We start from the raw sequence: 22,557 nt of genomic DNA, 5'->3' as shown, positions 1-22,557 counted from the left end.
ACGCTTCGCCGTTTGCTCCGCTACGCGAGCACGTCCGCGAACACGCGCGACGCGAACTGATTCGAATCGGTGCTCGCGTTCACCACGCCCACGGTCTTGAGATCGTCGGCGTACAGCGCGATTTCCTTCCTGAACGCCGCGCCCACCGGATGATGACCGTCCGTGTGGCTCTTGAGCATGGCCGTGAGCTGGTTCACATCGGCGTTCGGCGCGTAAGCCGAAAACACCTTCGCCGCCTCCGCCGGATGATCAGCGGTCCATTGCGTCGCTTCCAGCAGCGCCGCCGTGAGCGCCTGCGCCGTCGCGCGATCGCGGCGCACGAGCGTGCCGCGCACGCCCAGCACGCAGCAGACACGATTCGCGTACTCGCCGCACAGATTGTTCGACACCTCGTACAGATGATCCGATTCGCGCAGCGTCCAGATGGTCGGGTCGCCGTCCGCGATCGCCTGCACCTCGCCCTTTTTCAGCGCCTCGCCGAGCAGGTTGGCCGGGTACTGACGCCAGCGCACGTCGCTATCGGGATCGATGCCGATCTTCTTGAGCGTGATCGCAAAGAAGTTCTTCGCCGGACTCGCCATGTCGCTCACGCCCACCGCGCGGCCCTTGAGCCCGGCGAGATCCACGATGCCCGACTGCTTCGTCGCGAGCAGACGCATGCAGCCGCCGTGAATGCCCGCCGTGAGCTTCACGTCGAAACCCTGTTCGAGCGGCTTGATCCAGCGTAGCGCCATGCCGACGCCCGCATCCGATTTGCCCGTGGCGATCGCCTCGAGCAGTTGATCGGTCGAGCCTGCGAAGTTCACGAGTTCGACGTCGAGGCCGTGCTTGCGGAAAAAGCCTTGCGTCGCGGCCACTGGCACGGGCGCGGTGCAGATCGCGCCCGCGTTCCACGAGAGCTTGAGGTGTTTGGCGTTCTCATCGGCGCGCGCGCGGGACGCGGGCAGCCCGAACGCGAGTCCGCCCAGCGCGGCCGCGCCGGTTGCGAATGCGGTGTTGCGCAGCCACGTGCGGCGTGCGGGTTGAACGGGTTGATCCGGCGTGGCGTGTTGGTCGGTCGGGTTCATGGTTTATCGGTATCACAATTATTTAGGCATTCTGATTAATGACGATGCACTCACGCATCGAGACCGAGTTGCGCGAGCACGTCACGCCGCAATTCGACGATCTTCGGATCGTCGCGATGGCGCGGATACGGCGCGTCGTTTTGCACCTGCGCGACGATGCGCGCAGGCCGCGCGCTGAACACCACCACGCGGTTCGCCATCACGAGCGCCTCTTCCACGTCATGCGTAACGAGCAGCACCGAAACACGCGTGCGCTGCCATAGCGCGACGAGTTCCGATTGCATGCGCATACGCGTGAGCGAATCGAGCTTGCCGAACGGCTCGTCGAGCGCGAGCAGCGCCGGATCGTTGACGAGCGCACGCGCGAGCGCCGCGCGCTGCGCCATGCCGCCCGAGAGTTGATGCGGATACGCCTGCTCGAAGCCTTTCAGGCCGACGAGTTCGAGCGCGGCGTCGATACGCGTCTCGGCTTCGCCATGTGCGGACGTCGCGCGGCGTGCGAACCCGCCGCGCCGCGCGCGCTGCGCCTGCGGACCGAGCCCGACGTTCTCGCGCACCGTGCGCCACGGAAACAGCGTCGGGTCCTGAAACACCAGCACGCGCGATGGATCGGGACCGGCAATCGGTACGCCGTTCGCGTGCAGCGTGCCGCTCAACGGCGCATCGAGGCCCGCGACGAGACGCAGCAAGGTCGACTTTCCGCAGCCGCTCGGCCCGAGCAGCGCGACGAACTCGCCCGGTTCGACCGTGAGGCTCACGTCTTCGAGCACGGGCAGCGTTTCCCCGCGCAGCGCGAAACCCTGCGTGACGTTGCGCACGTCGATGCGCGCGCCAATGGGCGTATCCTCCGGCGCTGGGTCATGCGACTCGTACGGCGCGAGGTCTTCGGGTTGCAATGCAAGCGTCGCGGCTACCATTTGAGCAGTCCTTTTTGCCAGCCGAGCAGGCGGTCGCGCACGCGAAAGAGCAGCGTGATGAGGCCCGAGCACATCAGCGCCATCACGAGCAGGCCCGCGTACATGTTCGAATAGGCGGCCCAGCCCTGGGCCCATTGCAGATACCAGCCGAGACCGGCTTTCACGCCCATCATCTCGGCGACGATGAGTACGGAAAACGACGCGCCCAACCCCATGAACAGGCCGACGAACACCGACGGCAGCGCCGCAGGAATCGCCACGCGCACGATCAGGAACGCGGGCCGCGCGCCGAGCGTGCGCGCGACGTCGTAGAACGCGGCATTCACGCTCGCCACGCCCGACCACGTGAGGACCGCCACCGGAAACGCCGTGGCGAGCGCGACCAGAAATACGCTTGCGCTGAAGCTCGACGGAAAAAAGAAGAACGCGAGCGGCAGCCAGGCCGTTGCGGGCAGCGGGCCGACGAGGCGCAGCACCGGATGCAGCCAGTAGCCCACCGCGCGCGACCAGCCGATGCTTACGCCGACGACGAAACCCGTCGCCGCGCCGATCAGATAACCAAACGATAGCAATCCGAACGAATGCGCCACGCTCGATAAAAGCCGCGCGTAATCGTCGAAGAACACAGCGATGAGCGCTTGCGGCGGCGCGAAGAACGGACGCGGCAGGATTTCGAGCTTCGCCGTGACGATCTCCCACGCGCTGATGCCGAACGCGAGCGCCAGCAACCACGGCGCGATGGCGGGCGCCACGCCCGCGCGACCGCCGCGCCAGGCGAGCAGAACGGCCACGACGGCGAGCGCGAGTTCGATCGCCAGCAGCGCATCGGTGTGCGGCCAGTCGTCGAGGCTCGGCCAGGCGCGCGTGACGGCCGCCGCGCCGAGCCATGCGAGCGATGCCGCCCAGGCGGTCCATGTTGTCCAGCGTCCGCGCGCGGCGCGCGTGGTCGATGAAAGCGCGCGCGCTGTCGCGGCCTGTTGCGTCTGTTGCGCCGGTGGCAGCGTCAACGTTCGTGCTGCGCGAGAAGTCATGATCGATCGTCCTCCGTTGCGAGATTCAGGCCGCGCCGATCTGCGTATCGGACACGGCGCGCACATCGATGCGGCGCGGCAGAATGCCGTCGTCCACGGCTTTGTCGGCGACACGCTGCAGCGTCGTGACATCGTCGCCGGTCACGAAGCGCAGCCTGAGCGCGGAGCGCTGCGTGATGGTGAGCGCCGCCGTATCGGGCGTGCGCGTGAGCGTGCCGTAGACGCGCGCGTAGGCTTGCGGATTCGCGAGCGCCCACTGCCCTGCGTGCTGGATGCGCACGAGCACGTCGGCGATGGCGGCGCGCTTGAGCGGGTCGGCGTGCGCCGCGCCTGACGCGGTGATGAAGTTGAGGCCGCTGTTGATGCCCGTGCCGTCGCGCAGCACGCGCGCGCCGCGCGACACCGCGATGCCGTAGTACGGATCGAAGGTCGCCCACACGTCGAGCGCGCCCGAGGCGAATGCGGCGAACGCATCGACGGGCAGGATGTAGCGCACGTTCACGTCGTGGCGCGACAGGCCCGCTTCGGCGAGCGCGCCGTAGAGCTGGAATTCGGAAATGCTGCCGCGCGCCGACGACACCGCGATCGTGCGTCCCTTCAGCTGCGCGACGGTGCGGATCGGCGAATCCTGCGGCACGAGCAGGCCGAGTTGCGTGGGCGAGCCGACGCGCGTCGCCACGATGCGCAGTGACGGATCGCCGGTGGCCGCCGCGAGCACCGGCAAGTCGCCCGCAGGCGCGATATCGACGGCGTTCGCGCGCTGCGCTTCGAACAGCGGCGCGGCGCCCTGAAAATTCGCCCAACGATAACGATAAGACGCGCCGTCGAGCCCTTTCGCGGCTTCGACGAGCGCGCGCAAACCGCCCGCCTGATCGCCGAGCACAAGCGTAACCGACGAAAGATCGGCGGCGGCCGCGCGACGCGGCGCCGTCGCGAGGCCGAGCGCCGCGAGCGGCGCAGCGGCGCACGCGCCGAGCAGACGCCGGCGCAGCAGGAACGACGTGGAAGCGGAGACAGAAGCGGACATAGGCCCTCGCGTGCAATATGGCTGCAAGCGTAGCGACGATATGTACCGCTGAGAATTATTCTATTTCGATATGTTTATATCGAAACACTATTTATGTTTTGCATGCAGGACGCACTGTTTTCGTGCGCCTGCGTTCGGCCAACATTATTCAGCAAACGTCACTTTGCAAACAGTTGGCCGATATCCTTGAACGCCTTGAATTCGAGCGCGTTGCCGCACGGGTCGAACAGGAACATGGTGGCCTGCTCGCCCACCTGGCCCTGGAAGCGGATATACGGTTCGATCACGAACGCCGTGCCGAAGGCGCGCAGGCGCTCCGCGAGCGCTTCCCACTGCGTCCATTCGAGCACCACGCCGAAGTGCGGCACCGGCACGTCGTGGCCATCGACGGGATTCGTGTGTGCGCTTTCCTGCGACGCCGTTTTCGGATGCTCGTGAATCACAAGTTGATGACCGAAGAAGTCGAAATCGACCCAGGCATCGCTCGAACGGCCTTCCGCGAGACCGAACACGCGGCCGTAGAAGTCGCGCGCGGCGGCCAGATCGTAGACGGGAATCGCCAGATGGAAGGGGGAAAGACTCATGACGCGCTCCGGTTTGCGGGGATGGTGTCGTGGGGAAATCGCCTCATCATACGCACGGGTTTGGCTCAATGAAATCAATATATAATTGTCGAATACATAAAGGAAATTTGTGAATGATTCGTGAGCTGAAAACGCTGATTGCTGTCGCGCGCGAAGGTACGTTCGCCGCTGCGGGCAAGCGCATCGGCCTCACGCAGGCAGCCGTCAGCGCGCAGATGCAGCGGCTCGAAGCCGAACTGGGTTTCGCGCTTTTCGAGCGCGAAGGCCGCCATGCGCGCCTGAACGCGCGCGGCGAGCAACTGCTCGTGCAGGCGCAGGAAGTGATCCGTCTCTATGGCAATCTGAGCGCCGTTGCCGTCGATCCGGCCGTCGAGATGCGCGTGACGATCGGCGCAATCGCTTCGGTGCAGCGCGCGCTGTTGCCCGACGCGCTCGCCGCGTTCTACCGGCAATGGCCCGGCGCGCACACGCGCGTAATTCCCGGTTTGTCGATGGAACTCATCAATCTCGTCGATGCAGGCGAAGCCGATCTCGCCGCCATCATCCGTCCGCCCTTCGTGCTTCAGAGCGATTTGCGCTGGACCTCGCTGCGGCGCGAACCGTTCGCGCTGATCGTGCCGCGTGCCGTCAAGGGCAACGACTGGATGGAGCTGATCGCCACGCAACCGTATATCCGCTATGACCGCGCGTCGTTCGGCGGACGTCAGGTCGATCGCTTCTTGCGGCGTATGCAGTTGAACGTGCGCGAGATCTGCGAACTCGACGAACTCGAAGCGATCGTCAAGCTCGTCGAGAATGGCGTGGGCGTGGCGCTTGTGCCGCAAACGGCCACCTACCGGAAATGGCCCGCGAAAGTGCGCGCGCTCGATCTCGGCCATCACGTGTTTCACCGCGACATCGGCATCGTGCATCGCGCGGCGCGGCAGATGAGCGAATCGGCGAAACGCTTGCTCGGCTTGCTGGAAGAACAGGCTCAGCGCGACGCCTGAAGCATTGAAAAAGCCACGGCGCGCCGCGCGGGCGGCACCGTGGCTTCATCTGTTCGAGCGCATGCGTCGGATGACCGATCGACGCACGCGCGCTCAAACGCTGTCGACAATCCTCATGCGCCGAGTGCCGGATCGCTATAGCTCGGACGGCCCGTTTCCACGTGGCCGGCAATGCGGCGCACGAACGTCGCGTCGCTATCGACGGTAATGGTCAGGTCGTACCAGCCGTGCGCGTTGCGCAGGTCGAGATAGAGTTGCTCCGTATCGCCGCCGCGCACCGTGTGCTGGATCTTCGTGCTCGGGTCATACGCGTTGACGATCGTGAACTGGCAGCGCGCGTGGCCCGTGTTTTCCAGACGCAGTTGCAGATTGCCGTTCGCCACGTCGTAGCCTTCCGCCACTTCCGGACGCGCCACGTCGCTGCCGAACCAGCCAGTCTGCACCTGCTTGCCCGCGAAGCGGCGCAGGAAGCCGTTCGGACCATGCACGGTGAAATCGTAGGCGCCGGTCAGGCCAATCGTGAGCTTGTCTTCAAGACGCTTGCCTGATTCCACCGTGTAGGTGCGCGGCGCATCGAGACTGCCCGCCGTGTAGAGCAGGAACACTGCGCCCGCGCGGCCCGTGTTGATGAAGTGCGCGGCCGCCGTGCCCGTCGACACGTTCGCGTTGAAACGCACGAACAGTTCGTACGGTAGCGCGCGTGCGTGACGCACGCCAGATTCCTGCTTCGGCACCGCGCCGACGGCCGGCGGCAGCGGCACGTAATCGGGGTGACGGTTCTGGTCCGGCGGCGCGTAGCCGGTGGTCGGAGGCAGCGTGGGCAGCGCGGCATTCGGCGTGGCGAAGTCGAACGCAGCGGTCAGGTCGCCACACACGGCGCGACGCCACGGCGTGATATTCGCCTCACGCAAATCGTGATGGACTCCGAAGCGTTTTTCGATGAAGCGAATCACCGAGGTGTGATCGAAGGTTTCGGAGCACACCCAGCCGCCGCGCGACCACGGCGAGACCACCAGCATCGGCACGCGCGGTCCGAGACCGTACGGCCCCGACGCGTATTTGCTGCTGCCGGGGAAAATCTCGTTGGTGGTATCGACCGTCGACAGACCGTTCGCGCTCGACGCGGGCGGGAACGGCGGCGCAAGGTGATCGAAGAAGCCGTCGTTCTCGTCGTAGTTCACGAGCAGCACGGTCTTGCTCCAGAGATCGGGATTCGAGGTGAGAATCTGCAGCACCTGATCCACGTACCACGCACCGTAGTTCGCGGGCCAGTTCGGATGCTCCGAATAGGCTTCGGGCGCGACGATCCACGAAACCTGCGGCAGCGTGTTGTTGGCCACGTCCTGCTTGAGCACGTCGAAATAGCCGCCGCCCGCGAGCACGTTCGTGCCCGTGCGCGCGCGATCATAAAGCGGGTTGCCCGGCTGCGCGTTCTGGTATTGCGTGAAGTACAGCAGCGAGTTGTCGCCGTAATTGCCGATATACGGGTTGTCGCCGGTCCAGCCCCACGCGCCCTTCGCGTCGAGGCCCTCGCCCACGTCCTGATAGATCTTCCACGAAATACCCGCGTTTTGCAGCACTTCCGGATACGTGGACCAGCCGTAGCCCGCTTCGGCGTTGTCGACCACCGGGCCACCGCCGCTGCCGTCGTTGCCCACCCAGCCGGTCCACATGTAGTAGCGGTTCGGGTCGGTCGAGGTCAGCGTCGAACAGTGATAGGCGTCGCAGATCGTGAAGGCGTCCGCGAGTTGATAGTGGAACGGAATGTCGTCGCGCGTGAGATACGCCATCGTCGTCGTGCCCTTCGACGGCACCCACTGATCGTAACGGCCGCCGTTCCACGCGGCGTGCGTGGTGGGCCAGTCGTGCGGCAGATCCTGAAGGAACTGCAGGCCGAGATTGGCGGCGGTCGGATGGAACGGCAGCACTTCGCCGACACCCGCTGCGAGCGGCTGATTCCAAACCGGCTTGCCATTGGGCAGCGTGATGGCGCGCGTGTCGCCGAAACCGCGCACGCCGCGCAGCGTGCCGAAGTAATGGTCGAACGAACGGTTCTCCTGCATGAGAATCACGATGTGCTCGACATCCTTGATGCTGCCCGTGCGATTGTTCGCGGGAATTGCGAGCGCGTTGCGGATGCCTTGCGGCAGCATCGTCAGGGCGGTGGCCGAACCGGCGCTCATCGCGGCGGTGCGGAGAAAGTCACGGCGGCTTCTCGAAGTCATGTTCTGGTTTCCATCTTCAGGTTGAGAAAGCGCGCGCGATGCGCCGACGCCGGTTCGTCCGGCAAGCGGCAAACGTCGCGCGGCCGGGGGCGTCAATCGGCGGTGTGAATCTCGGGTGTGGCGAGTGGTTCGTTCTGCGCGCTTTGCGCGCCGTCGCTCGCGGAAGGCTGCGCGGGCGAACGCACGGTATTCGCCGGCAACGCGGTCGCGCTGCTGGTGGTATCGGTTGAATTCGATGCAGTGGAATCGGACGCGGGCGCGAACGTGGCAGCGAGCGGTTGCTGCTGCGACGGCTGCGATGGCTGTGCTCGTTGCGCGGAAGGCTGCACGTCGGCCAGTTCGCGCGCGGCGCCCGACGTGAGTGAGACGCGTGCGTCATCCGCGCGATCGCTGCACGCGCTGAACGCGCAGGCGGTAATCGCACAGACGAACGTCACGGCACGCGCGCGCATGGACATGCGCGCTCCGGGCAAGCTCAAACGTTTGCGCGGCGCGCTCCACCATAGCGGGCGCACCGGCGCGAAATCGACCGTCATCGAAGTCTCCAACCAGAGAGAGGTGCAACAACGGCTCGAGGAGCGGCCCGAGCGATGCCCTCACCGCAGGTAAGCAGCGGTAAGGCAACGCTGAAGTGTAGCGAAACTGCTTTTAATTTTTATGACGGCGCGCGCGGGCGTGCACATTGGCCCACCCTCGCGAGTTCGCGCATTCGCGCGCGGCGTCGCGATTCGCTCATTACAGCCTTTCAATTCGTAATGTCGTGCGGCACGCCGTTTGCTGGGTTTGCTGCCTATGCGCGCACAATGAACGCGGTATTGCCGAGCAACGTCACCCGCGCGAGCGAGGATGCATCATGGCCCATGAAAAAAAATCGAAGAAACCCAGCCGACAAGCCCATCACGCAAAGCGGTCCACGCGCTTTCCAAAATCATCCGAACGCCAGGCAATCCTGACTGAACAGCGACGCCTGAAAATGGCGCGCTCGCCGCATGCGTACGTACGCGGCAACACCGCGCAATTCTATGCATGGATCAACGAATCCAACGGCAGCTCGCTGCCGCATGGCCCGGCGATCTGGATCTGCGGCGACTGCCATACCGGCAATCTCGGTCCAGTCGCGAATCAGGACGGCAAGGTCGAAGTGCATATTCGCGATCTCGATCAGACCGTGATCGGCAATCCGGTGCACGATCTGATTCGCCTCGGCCTTTCGCTGGCGACGGCGGCGCGCGGCTCATCGCTCTCAGGATTGACGATCGTGCATATGATGGAAGCGCTTGCGGCGGGCTATGAATCGGCGTTCGCCATCAAGCATAGGAATCCGAAGCTTCCTGATCGCCCCGAACCCGTTCACCTTGCGATGAAACTTGCCGTGCGTCGATCATGGAAGCATCTCGCGCAAGAACGTATCGAGGATCTCAAGCCGACAATTCCGTTCGGCAAACGCTTCTGGCCGCTCACGCGCGCTGAAAACAAGGCAATCACGGAGATTTTCCGCGACGAAGCGATCGCCAGTTTGCCCACAGGACTGCGCGGGCGCAACGACGCAGGCAAAGTCGAAGTGCTCGACGCGGCGTACTGGGTGAAGGGTTGCAGTTCGCTCGGACGTCTGCGCTATGCGGTGTTGCTCGACGTCGATGGTGGCGTGATCGAAGGCGACGATCTCTGTCTCATGGACATCAAGGAAGGCGTGAAGGCGGCCGCGCCACGTTATGAAGACGCATCGATGCCGCGCGACAACGCCGAGCGCGTCGTCGAGGGCGCGCGTCATCTTTCGCCGTTTCTCGGCGAGCGCATGCGGGCCGCACGCATGCTCGATCGCGCGGTGGTGATCCGCGAATTGCTGCCGCAAGATCTCAAGCTCGAGATCGACGAACTCGACAAGGACGATGCGCGCGCGGTCGCCTTCTATCTTGCGGCGGTCGTCGGTAAAGCGCACGCGCGGCAGATGGACCCGCCCTCGCGACGCGCGTGGCTCGCAGAATTGCGGCGCAATCGTTCGAAGACGATCAACGCGCCGCTCTGGCTCTGGAACAGCGTCGTGCAACTCGCAAGCAGTCACGAAGCGGGCTATCTGGAACATTGCCGACGCTACGCGACAGGTGTCAACTGACGCCGCAATGCACGCGCGACGGACGCACAAAACCAGCACAACGGGGCGCGAACGACTGCCCGCGAGCGGGCGCGCGATTCGGGCCCCCTGTTAAACTGGCGCGGTTGTGTCGTGAGTGCCGTGCGCATTGCGCGTCGTGCGCCGCGCGCGTTTTCCGAAGCCCTTCCCGTTTTTATCCGCATGCTCGATCCGTCCGCCGTCATTCGCGCACTCGCTGCCAAAGCTATTCGTGCGGACGACAGTCAGCGCCTCGCGATCGACGCGTTGCTGGCCATGATCAATCGCGAAGGCACGCAGGGCGTGTACTGTCACGGGCTGCCGGGACGCGGCAAGAGTCTGGTCGTCGATACGGTGTTCGCGCTCGCGCAATGCCCGAAGCGGCGCATTCATTTTCACGAGTTCACGCGCGAAGTGAATCGCCGGCTCGTGCAGGCGCCGCGCAGCGACGATCGTCTTGGCGACGTCTCGCGCGCGTGGCTCGAAGACGTCGATCTGCTCTACTTCGATGAATTTCACGTCCACGATATCGCCGATGCTTTTCTGATCGGGCGCTTTCTCGAAACGGCGCTCGAACAAGGCACGCGCATCGTGCTGACCTCGAATTACAGCCCCGACAATCTGCTGCCCGATCCCGAGTTTCACGCGCGCTTCGAGCCGACCATCGCGTTGATCGCGCGGCACTTCAAGGTGATCGCCTTCGACGGTGCGCGCGATTATCGCGAACTCGGCGCGCAAGCCACGGAGCAGCGCTACTTCGCGCCGCTCGACGGCACGCGCGAGGCGTTGTGGTCGATCTATCGCGAGTATGAGGCACAAGGCGCGGTGCATCCGGCGACCATCGAGGTCGCGGGGCGACCGCTCGCCGTCACGGCTGCGGGCAAGCAACTGGTGTGGGCCGATTTCGATGCGCTGTGCGGCACTCACCGTTCGCACCTCGATTATCTTGCCCTCGCGGAACGCTGGCAGGGTCTGATTCTCGATGGCCTCGACACGTCGCTGCTCAAGCGCGGCGACGTGCTGCAGCGATTCGTCTGGCTCGTCGATATTCTCTACGATCGCAAACACGCGCTGTTCATCGCGTCCGACCGGCCGATTCGCGCGGCGCTTGAAGGACTCGACGGCGCGCACGATGTGTCGCGCACGACGAGCCGCCTCGCCGAGATGCAATCGCGCGGCTATGCGAGCAGCCTGGTGCAACGACACATCGCGGCCGCTTCGTCGCCGGATGCGGAAACGGTCGGTTGATGTCGACAGCGCGCGGGTTGACTCAGCGCGCGCCGCACGGTTTTTTCATCTGTTGTACAGTCCGTCGAATCTTGACTCGATGCGGACAGACAGCACGATGACTTCTCCCTCTTCTTTTCAACCCGCGTTTCAACCCGTCAAGCTCGAGCACGCGAGCCGGCTGATCAATCACGGCCCGACGGTGCTCGTCACGAGTTCCGACGGCAAGCGTCGCAACATCATGGCAGCCGCATGGTCGATGCCGGTCGAATTCACGCCGCCGCGTCTCGCGGTGGTCATCGACAAGAAAACGTTCACGCGCGAGCTCATTCAGGCGAGCGGCACGTTCGGTGTTTGCGTGCCGGGCTTCGCGGCGATGGATCTGACTTTTGCGGTCGGTACGATTAGCGGCCGCGACGCGGACAAGTTCGAACGCTTCGGCATCGATGCGGTGACGGGGCCGGTGCTCGGACTGCCGTTGCTCGAAAAGGGCTGCGCGGCGTGGATGGAGTGCAGGCTGATTCCGGAGAAGCATACCGAGGATGCTTACGACACGTGTTTCTGCGAAGTGGTGTCGGCGGCTGCGGATCCGCGGGTGTTCAACAACGGACATTGGATCTTCGACGATAGCAACACCGACCTGCACACGCTTCATCATTTGGGCGCCGGGAATTTCGCGCGCGCGAGCGGGATGGTGAAAGCGCGGGAAATTGGTGGTTAAATGCGGGATTGGCGTGGTGCGGGCGAGGTTTTGATGGTTTTTTGGCACCGCAGCGCGCTAATTTGGCTTCGATAATTACAAAATACGTAGTGTTTTATACATTGAGGCCTTGCTCTGGGTTTTTTGGGCTCGCAGTGAGGGTCGGCCGGTAGTTTTTAGGTTCGAAAGTTCACCCATCCGTGGAACATTGGGGGTTGAACCCGTAGCTCAATCGCTGAATCGTCCGCCCCACGGGCGTTTCAGCGATTTGGCGATATTTTCTGAAATGTTTCACGCGAGGCGGCGTCTGGATGCTCTAGCGGGCGCGGTGACGCGGTCCCAAGGGTTCTAGCGCCGGATTTAGAGGTGGATATAGCTAGAATTTCGCGCCTATTTGTACCGTTAGTTGCGTTAATGGAATATGGAAGCGGCTCATCTCGACGGGGTGATATGAGACTGTCTGGCCATGCCGAGAGTCTGCAAGATTAGTGTCGAGTCCAATCGCCGTTTGCGCGCGCGCCTGGCGGTCATCCGGTGCGAAAGTCCCGATGGCTCGTGTGCCGTAGTGACCGATAGACCGCCGACTCGAAATCGTTTGTCAGGACAGCCGCTGATGATTGAGGGCCGATCGATTCGCTCGTGCGCCATCATGCTGCGTTCGGCAAACCATTCGCATCAGGCTGGTCTTCGGTTGGTGTGACTTCTGCCGGGCGCCTGGTGCAACGAGCGCAGCCAAAGAAAAATTTCAATTCGGCTCGTCCGCCCTTTTGATGTTCGGTTAAGCAGTCTGAGAGTGCGGCTGGTGAACTTCGTCCAACCCCGTTCGCGAATCGTCATTGTCCCCCGCTAAGCGTACCGAGTATGAAGTCGACACATGTTTCGCCTGGTATTTGCCGAAGCGCTGGATACCTTCCTGCAAACCTCGCAACCCTTCCCCACCACCGCTAAGCGTTCGACACACTTCATTGTGTCGAGTCGACACATCGCAAAGGGCGCGACTTAAGCGATTTGCTGTCGAATATCCGCGTGCGCTCGATGAGTGCGCGGCGCGCGTTCGGCACTGCAATGAGGCTAGTCGGGCGCAGTGCTATTTCCGGGCAGAAGAAAGGTTGGCCTGTGTCGAGTCGACACAGGTTGTGACCCCAGCATGCTGCCGGCACACGTCAGACTGATTTGACTCTGGCGGTTTGGTCGATTCGGCGACGGCGCTGCGAACCGAGCACTCGATGTAGCACTGTGTCGATTCGACACAGTGGGCTCAGTTCGGCGGTGCGCCCCTCCTCATGCACCCGGGGCTCCTTTGAGCGGGTCATTGCGGCCATCATGGCTGCGAATCAGAGGTGATTGATGCGTCGACTCGACACATGAATCGTTAAGTAACCAAAGGGAGACAGAACGTCAACAACTGGTTTTGTGTTGTGTCGTGTCGTCTCGACACAGACTCGCGCATCATCTAGTCGCCACGATTGCCAGTGCCAGTTCTAACAAAGGAGGATGTCGCGGATCCCCCTTGGCGATCACCCCGCCCAGCGATTGTACTTGGGGCAGCAACGGACGCAGATGGTGTGTCAAGTCGACACAATCAAACTCAACGGGCGCTTCACAGGTTGAATGTCTGAAGCCGGTTTGCCAAGTCGTGCAGAGCCGGTCCGTTTGGCTGATCAGAAACCTGTGTCGAGTCGACACACGGCAATGGCCCCCTGTCGCGAGTCACCACGATCGCGCCGGGCCAAGCTACGTAGATCGCGCAGCGAATTTTCCGCGCACGGCGCCTTACGTCGATCTTGTGTCGAGTCGACACAGCAAGCGCCTACTCTTCCCGGCCACTCGGGTGACCTCAACTGATTACCGAAACGGCCAGGTATCCGCCATGAGATATTGCTTCACGGCGAGCGCGCTTCGTGTGTCGACTCGACACACGCTCCTACCCCCGACATCGGATCTGTTCCGTGCAGAGCGCTGCGTTCCCGGCGCTCCACGCCATCAATCAAACGCACGTCACGAAATACCATCGTGTGTCGACTCGGCACATTCGGTCAGACCGGCGAACTTGAAAAGAACTTCTGCTTATCGCGAACAAAGCCAAGATCTTCGTCAGACGCGATACAAGGCGAATCAGCAAGGGTTTTACAAGCTGTGTCGACTCGACACACGTCCGCCCTTTCCTTACCTCGCGGCTATCAACTTTCTCTCCGATCGAGATTGCGTAGAGGGATCTAGATAACCCAGCACTGCGAAAACCTGAAGCGTGTCGACTCGACACATCGAGGCAGACAACCTGATCGCAACCGATTCCATCCCGAGCGAAGCCAGAGCGACATCACCAGCAAACCCTCCCGCCGCGAGTCGCAACGCTGTGTCGACTCGACACAGCTTCAAGCGCCCCAACACCATCCCATCCCCCAGTCCGTGTCGACTCGACACACCCTCCCCTTTCCGCGACAGCAATAAAAAAAGCCCGCATATGCGGGCTTCGAATGTCAGCGTACATCCTACATACCAACCATCAGCCAGGCTTCACGTTAAACAGTTGGCTGATGAGTTCGCGAATCTGCGTCTCCTGCGCATCGGAAAGCACGCCGGTCTTGAGCTTCACTGTGAAGCTATTCGTATCCTTCGTGATGCTGCCCGCGTGACTCTTGCCCGAGAAAATCTTCTCGATGCTACGTTCCGACACGCTGCGCTCATCCACGGTCCGGTTCGACTGAGCGCCGATCGCCGCAGCCAGCTTACCCTGATCGAGCGTCCCTGCCACCACCGCCGGCCAAAGTTCGCGAGCCGACGCGAGCCCTGCCGCGCCGTGCTTCTTGATCGCCGACACAATCTCATCCGCTGCCGATCCACCCAGCAGACGCGGATTCAAATCGAGGTCCCGGCGCACAAAATCCGGCAGGCTTTCGAAGGCGAGAAATCGATACAGCCCTTTACGCGACATACCCAGCGCCTCAGCCATGCGCGTGCGCGTCGGGAATTCGTGCTCGGCACGACGCAGCGATTGAGCGATTTCGTAGTCAGTCAGGTCTTCGCGGCCAACGTTCTCGACGAGCGCCAGCACTGCCATATCCTGATCCGAACAGTCGATCACCGACGCGCGGATCTCTTCCTCGTGCAGCAGCACGTGCGCACGCAGGCGTCGCTCCCCGGCGATCAGTTGATAGCCGTTATCCGAGCGCCGCACGACAACCGGTTCAACGAGGCCCACTTCGCGAATCGATTCAGCCAGCGAAGCCAAACCTTCGTCGCTGAAAATCTTGCGCGGCTGCCACGGGTTCGGCTGGATCGCGTTCACTGGCAGCATGAGCTTGTCGCTCTTGGTCTCCAGTTCCTGAATGCGCTGCTGCGCAACCGCAAGCGCGCCGAGCATACCCGGGCCGGTCTTGAACGCGCTGCTGCGGCGCGGCTCGGGCGGCGGCGCCGCAGGACGCTCGGTGGTCGTCTGACGCTCTGCCGTCGAACCGAGCTCGGCAGTCTTCGCCGCCATCTTGTCGCGGAATGAACTCACTTGCCGGCCCTCCATTGTTCTACGTAAAGATCGTCGATCCAGCGCACGTAATCGGTAAGCGGCTGGCGCACGCGTGCGACCGTTTTATCGGCGAGATCGCCCTTGCTGATGTCGAATACCGTTGCCATGGCAAGCGCGCCGTTACTCATCGCCGAGCTTGCTGGCACTTCGATCGCGCTCAGCCAGTCCTTATAGGTGCGCTGCACCCACGAGCGTACGACCGGCGCCGACGATGTCTTGCCGTAATCCACCTTCGACAGCAGCACTGAGACGAAGTCATAGGTCTTTTCGTCGCCGCGCTCCATGATCGTGTGCGCGAGATCGGAGAACAGACTCCAGAACGATACAGAACTGATGAAGTCGAGACTCTCGGGCACCAGCGGCATGACCATCGCGTCGGCGGCCATCAGTGCGTTGATCGTCAGATACGACAGCGACGGCGCCGTATCGAGAATGATGTAGTCGTAGTGCTGGCGCAGCGTCTCCACGCCCTGACGCAAGAGGTCCCAGAATTTGAAGCCCGGGTTCTTGATCACGGTACCCGGAATATGAAATTCCGCCGAGAACAGCGTGGGGTGCGCCGGAATGACATCGAGGCCATCCCAATAAGTCGGCTGCACGAAATTAAGCAGACCGCCTTCCATGTGCGGATCGTAGATGTACGGCAGGACCGTACTGTCTTCTGTCACTTCCTTTTCCGCGTACAAACCGCACAATTCCGTGAGCGACGCCTGCGGATCGAGGTCGATCAGCAGCACGCGCCGGCCGCGCAGCGTCAGACCTTGCGCCAGGCACATCGTGGTCGTGGTCTTGGTCGAGCCGCCCTTGAAGTTGGCGACGAGCAGCACCTTGCCGTCCGCGTCGCGCACGCCGGTGTGCAGCGGCGTCTGATAAATATCCGAAACCTGCTGGACCCAGGTGCGTGCATCAGGCAACGTAAACACGCGGCTGCGCCCCGAACCTTGCGCCTCGCCTTGCGGCAATCCTTCGCGCGTGGCCAGCAGGTTATTCAGCTTGATGCGGTCGATACCGCACATCTCGGCGACCTGCGCCGACGTGAACGTAGGCGCTGCCTTGCGCGGCTTCGGTGCCAGCATCATTTCCCGAAGCTCTTCTGACAGATGACCGGCTTCCTCCGCGAATTGCGTAACCGTCGAAAGGTCGACGCGCCGATCAATTGATGGGAATTCGATAGTCTTTGCCATTAATACGCTTTTTATCGGAATTTGGATAAAGCGTAGAATACAGGAAAAGCGTTTCAGAACACACTGATTGAGGCCAGTATTTTAAAAAAACGACCTTTTTATTCGTCTTTTGCGGGCTTCCCGGACCTTGGTCAAGGCTCAGGCCTTCGCCGGACCCTCAAGCCCGCTAAGAGGCGTTTAGAGGGGTTTTCGGCGGCCTGCTTAATTCTTCAGCAAATCGTCAGTTGAATGACAGGTGATTTTGCCTGGCTGCCTTCAATTGCGTTCTATTTTCTCGCGCTTTTCTGACTTCTCCTTCGGCGAGTCGCACCGAGGTCACGGTTTTTGTGCGCTTTCCTGAATCGCGGATTCACCGCTTCGCGCCATCGTTCCGCGGTAACGGATTTTGTGCAGCTAATCCGCGATCTATCGCCGCGACGCCCGACCTCGCACAAATTCCGTTACCTCTGAATCCCGGTCTCCAGAGCGGATAAGCCTTGGCGGCGACAAGCGCTCACGCATTGCACAAAAAACGTCACCTTTCCGATGCAGTTCTGCCAAATTGCATTTCTGTGCAGTCGCGTGTGCAGTATCGCGTCGCTACGGGCCGTGCTCCGCCTCTACGAACGCACAAAAACCGTTACCACGATGTCCTTGAGTGACCTCTTTCGATCGACGCAGGCACGTTCCGACCTTTCCGCGATCGCTGCACATTAAACGTTACCCTCGCGATGCCCCACGGCCCTGCACAGAAAACGTGACCTTCAAGGTCGCCCTCCGTCGACGCACAAAAATCGTTACCTCGAGGAGATTTCTCCGGGCTTCATCTCACGTCGCCGCAGCTGAAAACGGTCATGCACAAAAAACGTCACCTCCTGGAATAGCAGACGCACACAAAACGTTGCCTCTCGCCAAGGCTTGTATGCCCGAATCGCTCGATGAGGGATCGAAATACGCCCGTCTGGCTCACACTCCTCCCTGTAAATGGCCAGCAAATCTACCTCTCGCGCAGAAATTCGCCTTCGTGTTGCAAGGCAATCTGCGTCGAAATTTGCGCGAAGCGTCTTTTGCAGCACCGGGTTGGTTTGTTTACTTAAAGATAGAAAACCCACAAACCCACTAACAGCAGGCTCGGGATCGTTCACAATCAAGCACTTGGCATCCAGAAGCATCGGTCTATGTGCAAGAGGCAGCGATTTATGTGCAATGGATTGCCGTTTTTTGTGCAAGTGATGTCGCGTTCTATGTGCAGCAAGGTACGGTTTTTGTGCCGGCCCCCAATCCACACCCTGCATCAGGTAACGTTTATTGTGTTGACTTGTGTTTGAGGAGTGATAGAGTCGCGGCCAATATCGACGGAGAGAGCACGCGAATGTCGGAGGACATCGGTCGAAGGACGACGACCCAGCAAATGTCGCTGGGGCTGTTTGAGGAAATGTCCGGACAGCCCATCAGCGAGAGCACGCGGGAAATCGGCTTTCAGCGCAATAACGTTTTTGTAGCGATCAACGGGCTCGGCCTGTCGTCGCGGCGTTTCATCGACGCCGCGTATTTCATCGCGGCCCAGGAACCGATTGCGCACGAGACCTACGACGTCGACCTGAACTACTTCAAGTGGCTCATGCGTTACGAGAGCCGCAACGTGCGCCACCTGCAGAGCGTGATCAAGGAGGCGCAGCGCGTGCTGATCGAGGTGACCGATACGCCGCCCGACCGCGCCCCCACCGAAGACGATCAGTGGGTGTCCGAGCAGCTCATGGGCAGCGTCAAGATCGGCAAGGGGCGCATCCAGTTCCGCATTCCCCCGCTGATGCTGCGTCACATCACCGGTCCGGAAAAGCATCACTGGCTGAACCTGTGCATCACGGCGGCGTTTTCGCAGACCTTCGCGCGCGCGATCTACGACTACATTCAGCCCTTCGTGACGGCGGGCCTCACCGACTGGATCGAGCTCGACGTCATGCGGCGCTGGCCCGGCAAGCTCGGTTCGAGCGCGTCGGAGTTCAAGCATTTCCGGCCGAAGTATCTCGATCCGGCGGTCAAACAGATCAACGAGCTTTCCGACCTCGACATCAGCTACGAGACGCGCGCGGACGGCGAAAGCTCGCGCAAGATCAACAAGATCCGCTTCCGGCTGAAGCGCAAGGACACGGTCGCGGCCATGCTCACGCGGCAGCCGAACGCGCACGACCTGCTGCTCACGCTCAAGGAGGAGTTCGGCCTGAGCAACAAGCAGTTCGACGTGATCGCCGAGCACCGCATGAGCTGGAACGACGAGCGCATCCAGCAGGCGATCGAGTACACGCGCTTCCGTCTGAACCAGGGCAAGGTCACCAAGAGCCCAGCCGGCTATCTGATGAAGGCGCTGAGCCACAACTGGCAGGTGTCCGAGGCCGAGCGCAAGATGGTCGCGATCCAGACCGAGATCGCCACCGCGGAAACGGCGAAGGAGGCGGCGAAGGAAGCCGCCAAGGCCGAGGCGGGCGCTGCAGTGAAGCAGAGCATCGCCACGCGCGACGAAGAGGCGCGCACGCGCCGCAACGACGAAGTGCAGCGCGGCCGCGAGCACTTCGAGTCGGCCGACGACAAGACGCGCAAGGAGCTCGTGCGCCTCTACATCGCTTCGCAGGCGGGCAAGCTCATGCTGCGTCGTCTGAAGCTCGAGGCCGGCGCGCTGTCCGACGCCAACATCCTCAATCACTCGGATTTGTCGTGGTATTTCGGTCAGTTCGTGTACGGCAAGCTCAAGCAGAACGCAGCGTAAGCGGGCGGATATCGCGCGCCGCCAGGGCCTGAAATCGCCGATTTCGGGCTGGTTTGCTCATTGTGTGTTCGCCCCGAAACGGGGCGTCGCGCTATCTGCGAATTAGTTGCAAAATCAGTCGCTTAGTTGATTCGTCCCTGGGCGTGTCCACAGAGTTTTCAACAAAATCTGTGGATAAATCAGACGTGAACCGGCGCGCTGATCCGCACAGTCCCGCAAGTCCGAAAATGCGGTTTTATCGACCGTGATTCCATCGGATTCCTGATTAATGTTGACCGTTCAGACGGTCACAGCCACCGGCGCCGCCGCCGTCATGGCGGCGGCGGCCAGCACGCCCAGCATCGTCCCCCGGCACAACGACGACCCGCATCGGCACGCATACTGGCGCTGCGCTTCGTCGGCCTCGCACTGCTCAATCACCAGCGCATAGTCGATGAACAGTTCCTCGCCGGGCGCGATGTCGCGAACGGCTTCGATGAAGACGCGTCCATCGTCCTCGATCGCCTCGCAATTCGCGGCGCATGCGTGATTGAGCCAGCGTGCGCCGTTGCCGCCGCGCCCGCCGTCGATCACGCGTCCATCGGAAAGTCCGAACAAAAACGTGTGCCCCGACTCGTCGCGACGCGCGTTCCAGCGCGTCGCCTCGCGCCACGTCGTCACCTTGCCCTTGTATTCGAAGATGCGCTCGCCGGCACGCAACGCGCGCAGTGCGAAGACGCCTTTGCCATGCACCGGCGATTGCCGGACGGTCATACGTTTCATAGTCGCCGCCGTGGGGAAGATGGAAGTGGCGAACTGAGTATAAGTCGAGAAAATGACGGCGAATCATGGATGCGCGATGCGCTGAAAAATAACGGACGCAAGTGGCGGGCGACGCCGAGCGGCCACCGTTCTGGTGCAGCGAGCGAGCGCGAACAAGCCTATGCGTCGGTCTGGAGCGTGAGCAGATTCGCGTCGCGCGCGAGCACCCAACTTCCCGCTTCACGTCGATAGATCGAGAGCACGTTGCCTGCACGGCGCATGGTTGCGCCGCCCGCACGCGGGATCACGCGCACGTCGAGCGCGTTCCAGCAGTACGCGAAACCGCCCTCCACCACCAGCTCGCGGATCTCGCCCGACGACGTCATGCTGTGCGTCACGAGCAACGCCGAGAGCGCATCGGCAAATGCCTCGCGGCCGCGCATGGGCGGCTGACCGGCAACGAGGAACACGACGTCGGCCGCCATCAGGCCGCGCAAGGTGTCGATGTCGCCGGCGGCCGTCGCGGCGTGCCAGCGCGCGATCAGATCGCGAATCTGCGTTTCGTCGTTCATCTCAAGGCTCCTGGGTCCATTGACGGTGCGCGGCCGCGCGGAACGCCACCGGCGTGAGGCCCGTCTGCTTGCGGAAATAGCGGCTGAAATAGGCGCTGTCCTCGAAGCCCATCGCGTGCGCGATCTGCTTCACGCTCAGCGCCGAATAGGCGAGCTCGCGCTGCGCCTCGCGAATCAGATGCTCGTTGACGACGGTCGTGGGCGACTGCGCGAGCGCCTCGCGGCAGACACGCGCGAGCTGGGCCGCCGCGACGCCCAGACGCTGCGCGTAGAACGCCACGGGCCGATGCTCGCGTCCATGGGCCGCCACGAGCTCCCGGAAGCGTCGTAGCAGCTCGGCGCGGCGATTGCCACCCGCACCGGCGGGCGCCGCCGCGAGGTCGCTCAGGCGCGCGACATGCACGAATAGCGCGGCCATCAGCGCCATGCCGGCCGCGGCGTGCCCGCGCCCGCCGCTGCGGTACTCCTGTTCGAGCAGCGCAAAGAGCGGCGCAAGCATGCCGACGCTCGGATCGGCCCCGCGTACCGGAATGACGGCGGCGCGCGCGCAGATCGCGGCGATACCCGGCGCGGTGACCTCCACGAGCGCTTCGAGTGGCCGCTGCGCCGCCGTGATGACGAGGCCGTCGATCTGCGGGGAGAACGCGAAGGCATGCACGGTTTGCGCGGGCAGCACGACGAGGCAGGGCGGATCGAACGCGTGCCGGACGCCTTCGATGGTGACGTGACCGCCGCCGCCGCGTATGTAGAGCAGTTGCAGCAGCGCGTCGTGCCGATGCGCGGCGATCTGCCAGTCGTTCGGGCGGCTGCGCTCGGGAATCCACTCGAAGTTGAACGCGCCGTATCCGGGCGGCTGTGCCGACTCGCCGTACAGATCGTAGTTAGGGATTCTCCGCATGCGGTCTTGCCTCCTGTGTACAAATTGTCCTGTTCATCGACACGTTTGTCCACTTCGCGCGCAACCCCCGCCTCTATACTTCTTCGCAGATCGACGCAGCCACGGTGAATGCCGTCGCTAGCGTATCGTCAATTCAATCAGGATTCCAGATGAATAATGAAAGATCGAAAAAACCGAGCTCGGGATGGCTGCAACTCGATGGTCAGGTCTGCGTGATAACCGGCGCGGCGGGCGGTATCGGCGCGGCGATTGCGCAGACGCTCGCGGCTGCCGGCGCGCGAATCGCATTGCTCGATCGCGACCTCGATAAAGCCCAGGCGCTCGCCGCACAATTGCAGAATCAAGCTGAAAAACAGGCACAAAACGCGATCATCGCCATCGGTTGCGATATCGGCGATGCGGCAAGCGTGGCAGCCGCCGCCGCGCGCGTGGCAAGCGAATTCGGCACAGCCGACGTGCTGGTGAACAACGCAGGACTGCTGCGTCCGGGTGGAATCGAATCGCTGTCGCTCGACGACTGGAACGCGATGCTGCGCGTGAATCTCACGGGCTACATGCTGTGTTCGCAGGCGTTCGGCAGGCCGATGCTCGCACGCGGGTCGGGCGCGCTCGTGCACGTGGCGTCGATCGCGGCGCGTTATCCGCAGACGCATAGCGGCGCGTACAGCGCGAGCAAGGCGGCCGTCGCGATGCTGGCGCGTCAGCTTGCGGCGGAATGGGGGCCGCGCGGCGTGCGCAGCAATACCGTCTGCCCCGGCATGATCCGCACGCCGCTGTCCGCAGCGTTTTATACGCACGGCGATATCGAGGCGCGGCGTAGCGCGATGACCGCGAGCCGCCGTATCGGCGAGCCGCAGGATATCGCCAACGTGGTGGCATTTCTCGCAAGCGATCGCGCGGCGTATGTGAACGGCGCTGAACTTGTCGTCGACGGCGGCCTCGACGCGATGCTGATGGATCTCGTGCCGCGTCCAGGCTACGAAGGCGCGGCGGCGCGCTAAAGCATGTGCCTATCGACA

Annotated in this window: 18 protein-coding genes; 6 read left to right on the top strand and 12 right to left on the bottom strand. The window is 62.6% G+C overall.

Annotated features, from left to right (window positions below; genetic code table 11):
- Positions 1 to 20: 20 nt before the first annotated feature.
- From BMY06_RS04750 to BMY06_RS04730, 5 genes are all read right to left on the bottom strand, one after another.
- Positions 21 to 1,067 (bottom strand): ABC transporter substrate-binding protein, encoded by a 1,047-nt coding sequence (locus BMY06_RS04750; RefSeq protein ID WP_065061499.1) that lies wholly within the window; start codon positions 1,065 to 1,067, stop codon positions 21 to 23.
- Positions 1,068 to 1,117: 50 nt separating this feature from the next.
- Entirely contained in the window at positions 1,118 to 1,984 is an 867-nt protein-coding gene (locus BMY06_RS04745) for an ABC transporter ATP-binding protein (RefSeq protein WP_065061498.1), read from the bottom strand.
- Positions 1,978 to 3,015 (bottom strand): ABC transporter permease, encoded by a 1,038-nt coding sequence (locus BMY06_RS04740; protein WP_080180892.1) that lies wholly within the window; start codon positions 3,013 to 3,015, stop codon positions 1,978 to 1,980. The genes BMY06_RS04745 and BMY06_RS04740 overlap by 7 nt, the downstream gene beginning before the upstream one ends.
- Positions 3,016 to 3,040: 25 nt before the next feature.
- Entirely contained in the window at positions 3,041 to 4,042 is a 1,002-nt protein-coding gene (locus BMY06_RS04735) for an ABC transporter substrate-binding protein (RefSeq protein WP_074981809.1), read from the bottom strand.
- Positions 4,043 to 4,200: 158 nt separating this feature from the next.
- Complete coding sequence (locus BMY06_RS04730) at positions 4,201 to 4,626, bottom strand: VOC family protein (RefSeq protein ID WP_065061495.1); 426 nt, start codon at positions 4,624 to 4,626, stop codon at positions 4,201 to 4,203.
- Between the two features lie 113 nt (positions 4,627 to 4,739).
- Between BMY06_RS04730 and BMY06_RS04725 the strand changes: the two genes are divergently transcribed.
- The gene (locus BMY06_RS04725) at positions 4,740 to 5,615 is read left to right on the top strand and encodes a LysR family transcriptional regulator (protein ID WP_074981807.1); all 876 of its coding nucleotides are present in this window, start codon (positions 4,740 to 4,742) and stop codon (positions 5,613 to 5,615) included.
- A gap of 113 nt (positions 5,616 to 5,728) precedes the next feature.
- Here the strand turns inward: BMY06_RS04725 and BMY06_RS04720 are convergent, their stop codons facing one another.
- Both BMY06_RS04720 and BMY06_RS04715 read right to left on the bottom strand, forming a co-directional pair.
- On the bottom strand, positions 5,729 to 7,840 hold the full coding sequence (locus BMY06_RS04720; RefSeq protein WP_074981805.1) for a phosphocholine-specific phospholipase C: 2,112 nt from the start codon (positions 7,838 to 7,840) through the stop codon (positions 5,729 to 5,731).
- Between the two features lie 92 nt (positions 7,841 to 7,932).
- Positions 7,933 to 8,298 carry a hypothetical protein gene (locus BMY06_RS04715; protein WP_124263265.1) on the bottom strand — a complete coding sequence of 122 codons (366 nt, stop codon included), beginning with the start codon at positions 8,296 to 8,298 and terminating at the stop codon, positions 7,933 to 7,935.
- A 395-nt stretch (positions 8,299 to 8,693) separates the two neighbouring features.
- Between BMY06_RS04715 and BMY06_RS04710 the strand changes: the two genes are divergently transcribed.
- The 3 genes from BMY06_RS04710 (at position 8,694) to BMY06_RS04700 (ending at position 11,898) form a co-directional block, all read left to right on the top strand.
- Positions 8,694 to 9,953, top strand: a complete 1,260-nt coding sequence (locus BMY06_RS04710) for a DUF2252 family protein (RefSeq protein ID WP_065061491.1) — start codon at positions 8,694 to 8,696, stop codon at positions 9,951 to 9,953.
- A 180-nt stretch (positions 9,954 to 10,133) separates the two neighbouring features.
- Positions 10,134 to 11,198, top strand: a complete 1,065-nt coding sequence (gene zapE, locus BMY06_RS04705; protein WP_074982158.1) for a cell division protein ZapE — start codon at positions 10,134 to 10,136, stop codon at positions 11,196 to 11,198.
- Between the two features lie 97 nt (positions 11,199 to 11,295).
- Entirely contained in the window at positions 11,296 to 11,898 is a 603-nt protein-coding gene (locus tag BMY06_RS04700; RefSeq protein ID WP_065061490.1) for a flavin reductase family protein, read from the top strand.
- A 2,485-nt stretch (positions 11,899 to 14,383) separates the two neighbouring features.
- Here the strand turns inward: BMY06_RS04700 and BMY06_RS04695 are convergent.
- Together BMY06_RS04695 and BMY06_RS04690 are read right to left on the bottom strand one after the other, a co-directional pair.
- Positions 14,384 to 15,379 carry a ParB/RepB/Spo0J family partition protein gene (locus BMY06_RS04695; protein WP_065061546.1) on the bottom strand — a complete coding sequence of 332 codons (996 nt, stop codon included), beginning with the start codon at positions 15,377 to 15,379 and terminating at the stop codon, positions 14,384 to 14,386.
- The gene (locus BMY06_RS04690; RefSeq protein WP_065061489.1) at positions 15,376 to 16,584 is read right to left on the bottom strand and encodes an AAA family ATPase; all 1,209 of its coding nucleotides are present in this window, start codon (positions 16,582 to 16,584) and stop codon (positions 15,376 to 15,378) included. Before BMY06_RS04690 ends, BMY06_RS04695 begins: the two co-directional genes overlap by 4 nt.
- 1,414 nt (positions 16,585 to 17,998) lie before the next feature.
- Here BMY06_RS04690 and BMY06_RS04685 point away from each other — a divergent pair.
- Positions 17,999 to 19,327, top strand: a complete 1,329-nt coding sequence (locus BMY06_RS04685; RefSeq protein ID WP_234774693.1) for a replication initiation protein — start codon at positions 17,999 to 18,001, stop codon at positions 19,325 to 19,327.
- A gap of 279 nt (positions 19,328 to 19,606) precedes the next feature.
- On the opposite strand, the gene BMY06_RS04680 is transcribed toward BMY06_RS04685, so the two are convergent.
- From BMY06_RS04680 to BMY06_RS04670, 3 genes are all read right to left on the bottom strand, one after another.
- Positions 19,607 to 20,089, bottom strand: coding sequence for an SET domain-containing protein (locus tag BMY06_RS04680; protein ID WP_074981800.1), 483 nt, complete (start codon positions 20,087 to 20,089; stop codon positions 19,607 to 19,609).
- A 158-nt stretch (positions 20,090 to 20,247) separates the two neighbouring features.
- Positions 20,248 to 20,640, bottom strand: a complete 393-nt coding sequence (locus BMY06_RS04675) for a YybH family protein (RefSeq protein ID WP_074981798.1) — start codon at positions 20,638 to 20,640, stop codon at positions 20,248 to 20,250.
- 1 nt (position 20,641) lies between these two features.
- The gene (locus tag BMY06_RS04670) at positions 20,642 to 21,538 is read right to left on the bottom strand and encodes a helix-turn-helix domain-containing protein (RefSeq protein ID WP_074981796.1); all 897 of its coding nucleotides are present in this window, start codon (positions 21,536 to 21,538) and stop codon (positions 20,642 to 20,644) included.
- A 149-nt stretch (positions 21,539 to 21,687) separates the two neighbouring features.
- Between BMY06_RS04670 and BMY06_RS04665 the strand changes: the two genes are divergently transcribed.
- Positions 21,688 to 22,539, top strand: a complete 852-nt coding sequence (locus BMY06_RS04665) for an SDR family NAD(P)-dependent oxidoreductase (protein ID WP_065061484.1) — start codon at positions 21,688 to 21,690, stop codon at positions 22,537 to 22,539.
- Positions 22,540 to 22,557: the final 18 nt, after the last annotated feature.

The sequence above is a fragment of the Paraburkholderia tropica genome (genome assembly GCF_900109265.1).
Classification (GTDB): domain Bacteria; phylum Pseudomonadota; class Gammaproteobacteria; order Burkholderiales; family Burkholderiaceae; genus Paraburkholderia; species Paraburkholderia tropica.
Note: the sequence above shows the minus strand (reverse complement) of the source record. Positions and strands in the feature narration are given on the sequence as shown.

What these genes read in the sequence shown, in the direction of transcription:
- BMY06_RS04750 (WP_065061499.1), bottom strand. Translation starts at nt 1,067, where the DNA reads ATGAACCCGACCGACCAACACGCCACGCCGGATCAACCCGTTCAACCC.
- BMY06_RS04745 (WP_065061498.1), bottom strand. Translation starts at nt 1,984, where the DNA reads ATGGTAGCCGCGACGCTTGCATTGCAACCCGAAGACCTCGCGCCGTAC.
- BMY06_RS04740 (WP_080180892.1), bottom strand. Translation starts at nt 3,015, where the DNA reads ATGACTTCTCGCGCAGCACGAACGTTGACGCTGCCACCGGCGCAACAG.
- BMY06_RS04735 (WP_074981809.1), bottom strand. Translation starts at nt 4,042, where the DNA reads ATGTCCGCTTCTGTCTCCGCTTCCACGTCGTTCCTGCTGCGCCGGCGT.
- BMY06_RS04730 (WP_065061495.1), bottom strand. Translation starts at nt 4,626, where the DNA reads ATGAGTCTTTCCCCCTTCCATCTGGCGATTCCCGTCTACGATCTGGCC.
- BMY06_RS04725 (WP_074981807.1), top strand. Translation starts at nt 4,740, where the DNA reads ATGATTCGTGAGCTGAAAACGCTGATTGCTGTCGCGCGCGAAGGTACG.
- BMY06_RS04720 (WP_074981805.1), bottom strand. Translation starts at nt 7,840, where the DNA reads ATGACTTCGAGAAGCCGCCGTGACTTTCTCCGCACCGCCGCGATGAGC.
- BMY06_RS04715 (WP_124263265.1), bottom strand. Translation starts at nt 8,298, where the DNA reads ATGTCCATGCGCGCGCGTGCCGTGACGTTCGTCTGTGCGATTACCGCC.
- BMY06_RS04710 (WP_065061491.1), top strand. Translation starts at nt 8,694, where the DNA reads ATGGCCCATGAAAAAAAATCGAAGAAACCCAGCCGACAAGCCCATCAC.
- zapE (WP_074982158.1), top strand. Translation starts at nt 10,134, where the DNA reads ATGCTCGATCCGTCCGCCGTCATTCGCGCACTCGCTGCCAAAGCTATT.
- BMY06_RS04700 (WP_065061490.1), top strand. Translation starts at nt 11,296, where the DNA reads ATGACTTCTCCCTCTTCTTTTCAACCCGCGTTTCAACCCGTCAAGCTC.
- BMY06_RS04690 (WP_065061489.1), bottom strand. Translation starts at nt 16,584, where the DNA reads ATGGCAAAGACTATCGAATTCCCATCAATTGATCGGCGCGTCGACCTT.
- BMY06_RS04685 (WP_234774693.1), top strand. Translation starts at nt 17,999, where the DNA reads ATGTCCGGACAGCCCATCAGCGAGAGCACGCGGGAAATCGGCTTTCAG.
- BMY06_RS04680 (WP_074981800.1), bottom strand. Translation starts at nt 20,089, where the DNA reads ATGAAACGTATGACCGTCCGGCAATCGCCGGTGCATGGCAAAGGCGTC.
- BMY06_RS04675 (WP_074981798.1), bottom strand. Translation starts at nt 20,640, where the DNA reads ATGAACGACGAAACGCAGATTCGCGATCTGATCGCGCGCTGGCACGCC.
- BMY06_RS04670 (WP_074981796.1), bottom strand. Translation starts at nt 21,538, where the DNA reads ATGCGGAGAATCCCTAACTACGATCTGTACGGCGAGTCGGCACAGCCG.
- BMY06_RS04665 (WP_065061484.1), top strand. Translation starts at nt 21,688, where the DNA reads ATGAATAATGAAAGATCGAAAAAACCGAGCTCGGGATGGCTGCAACTC.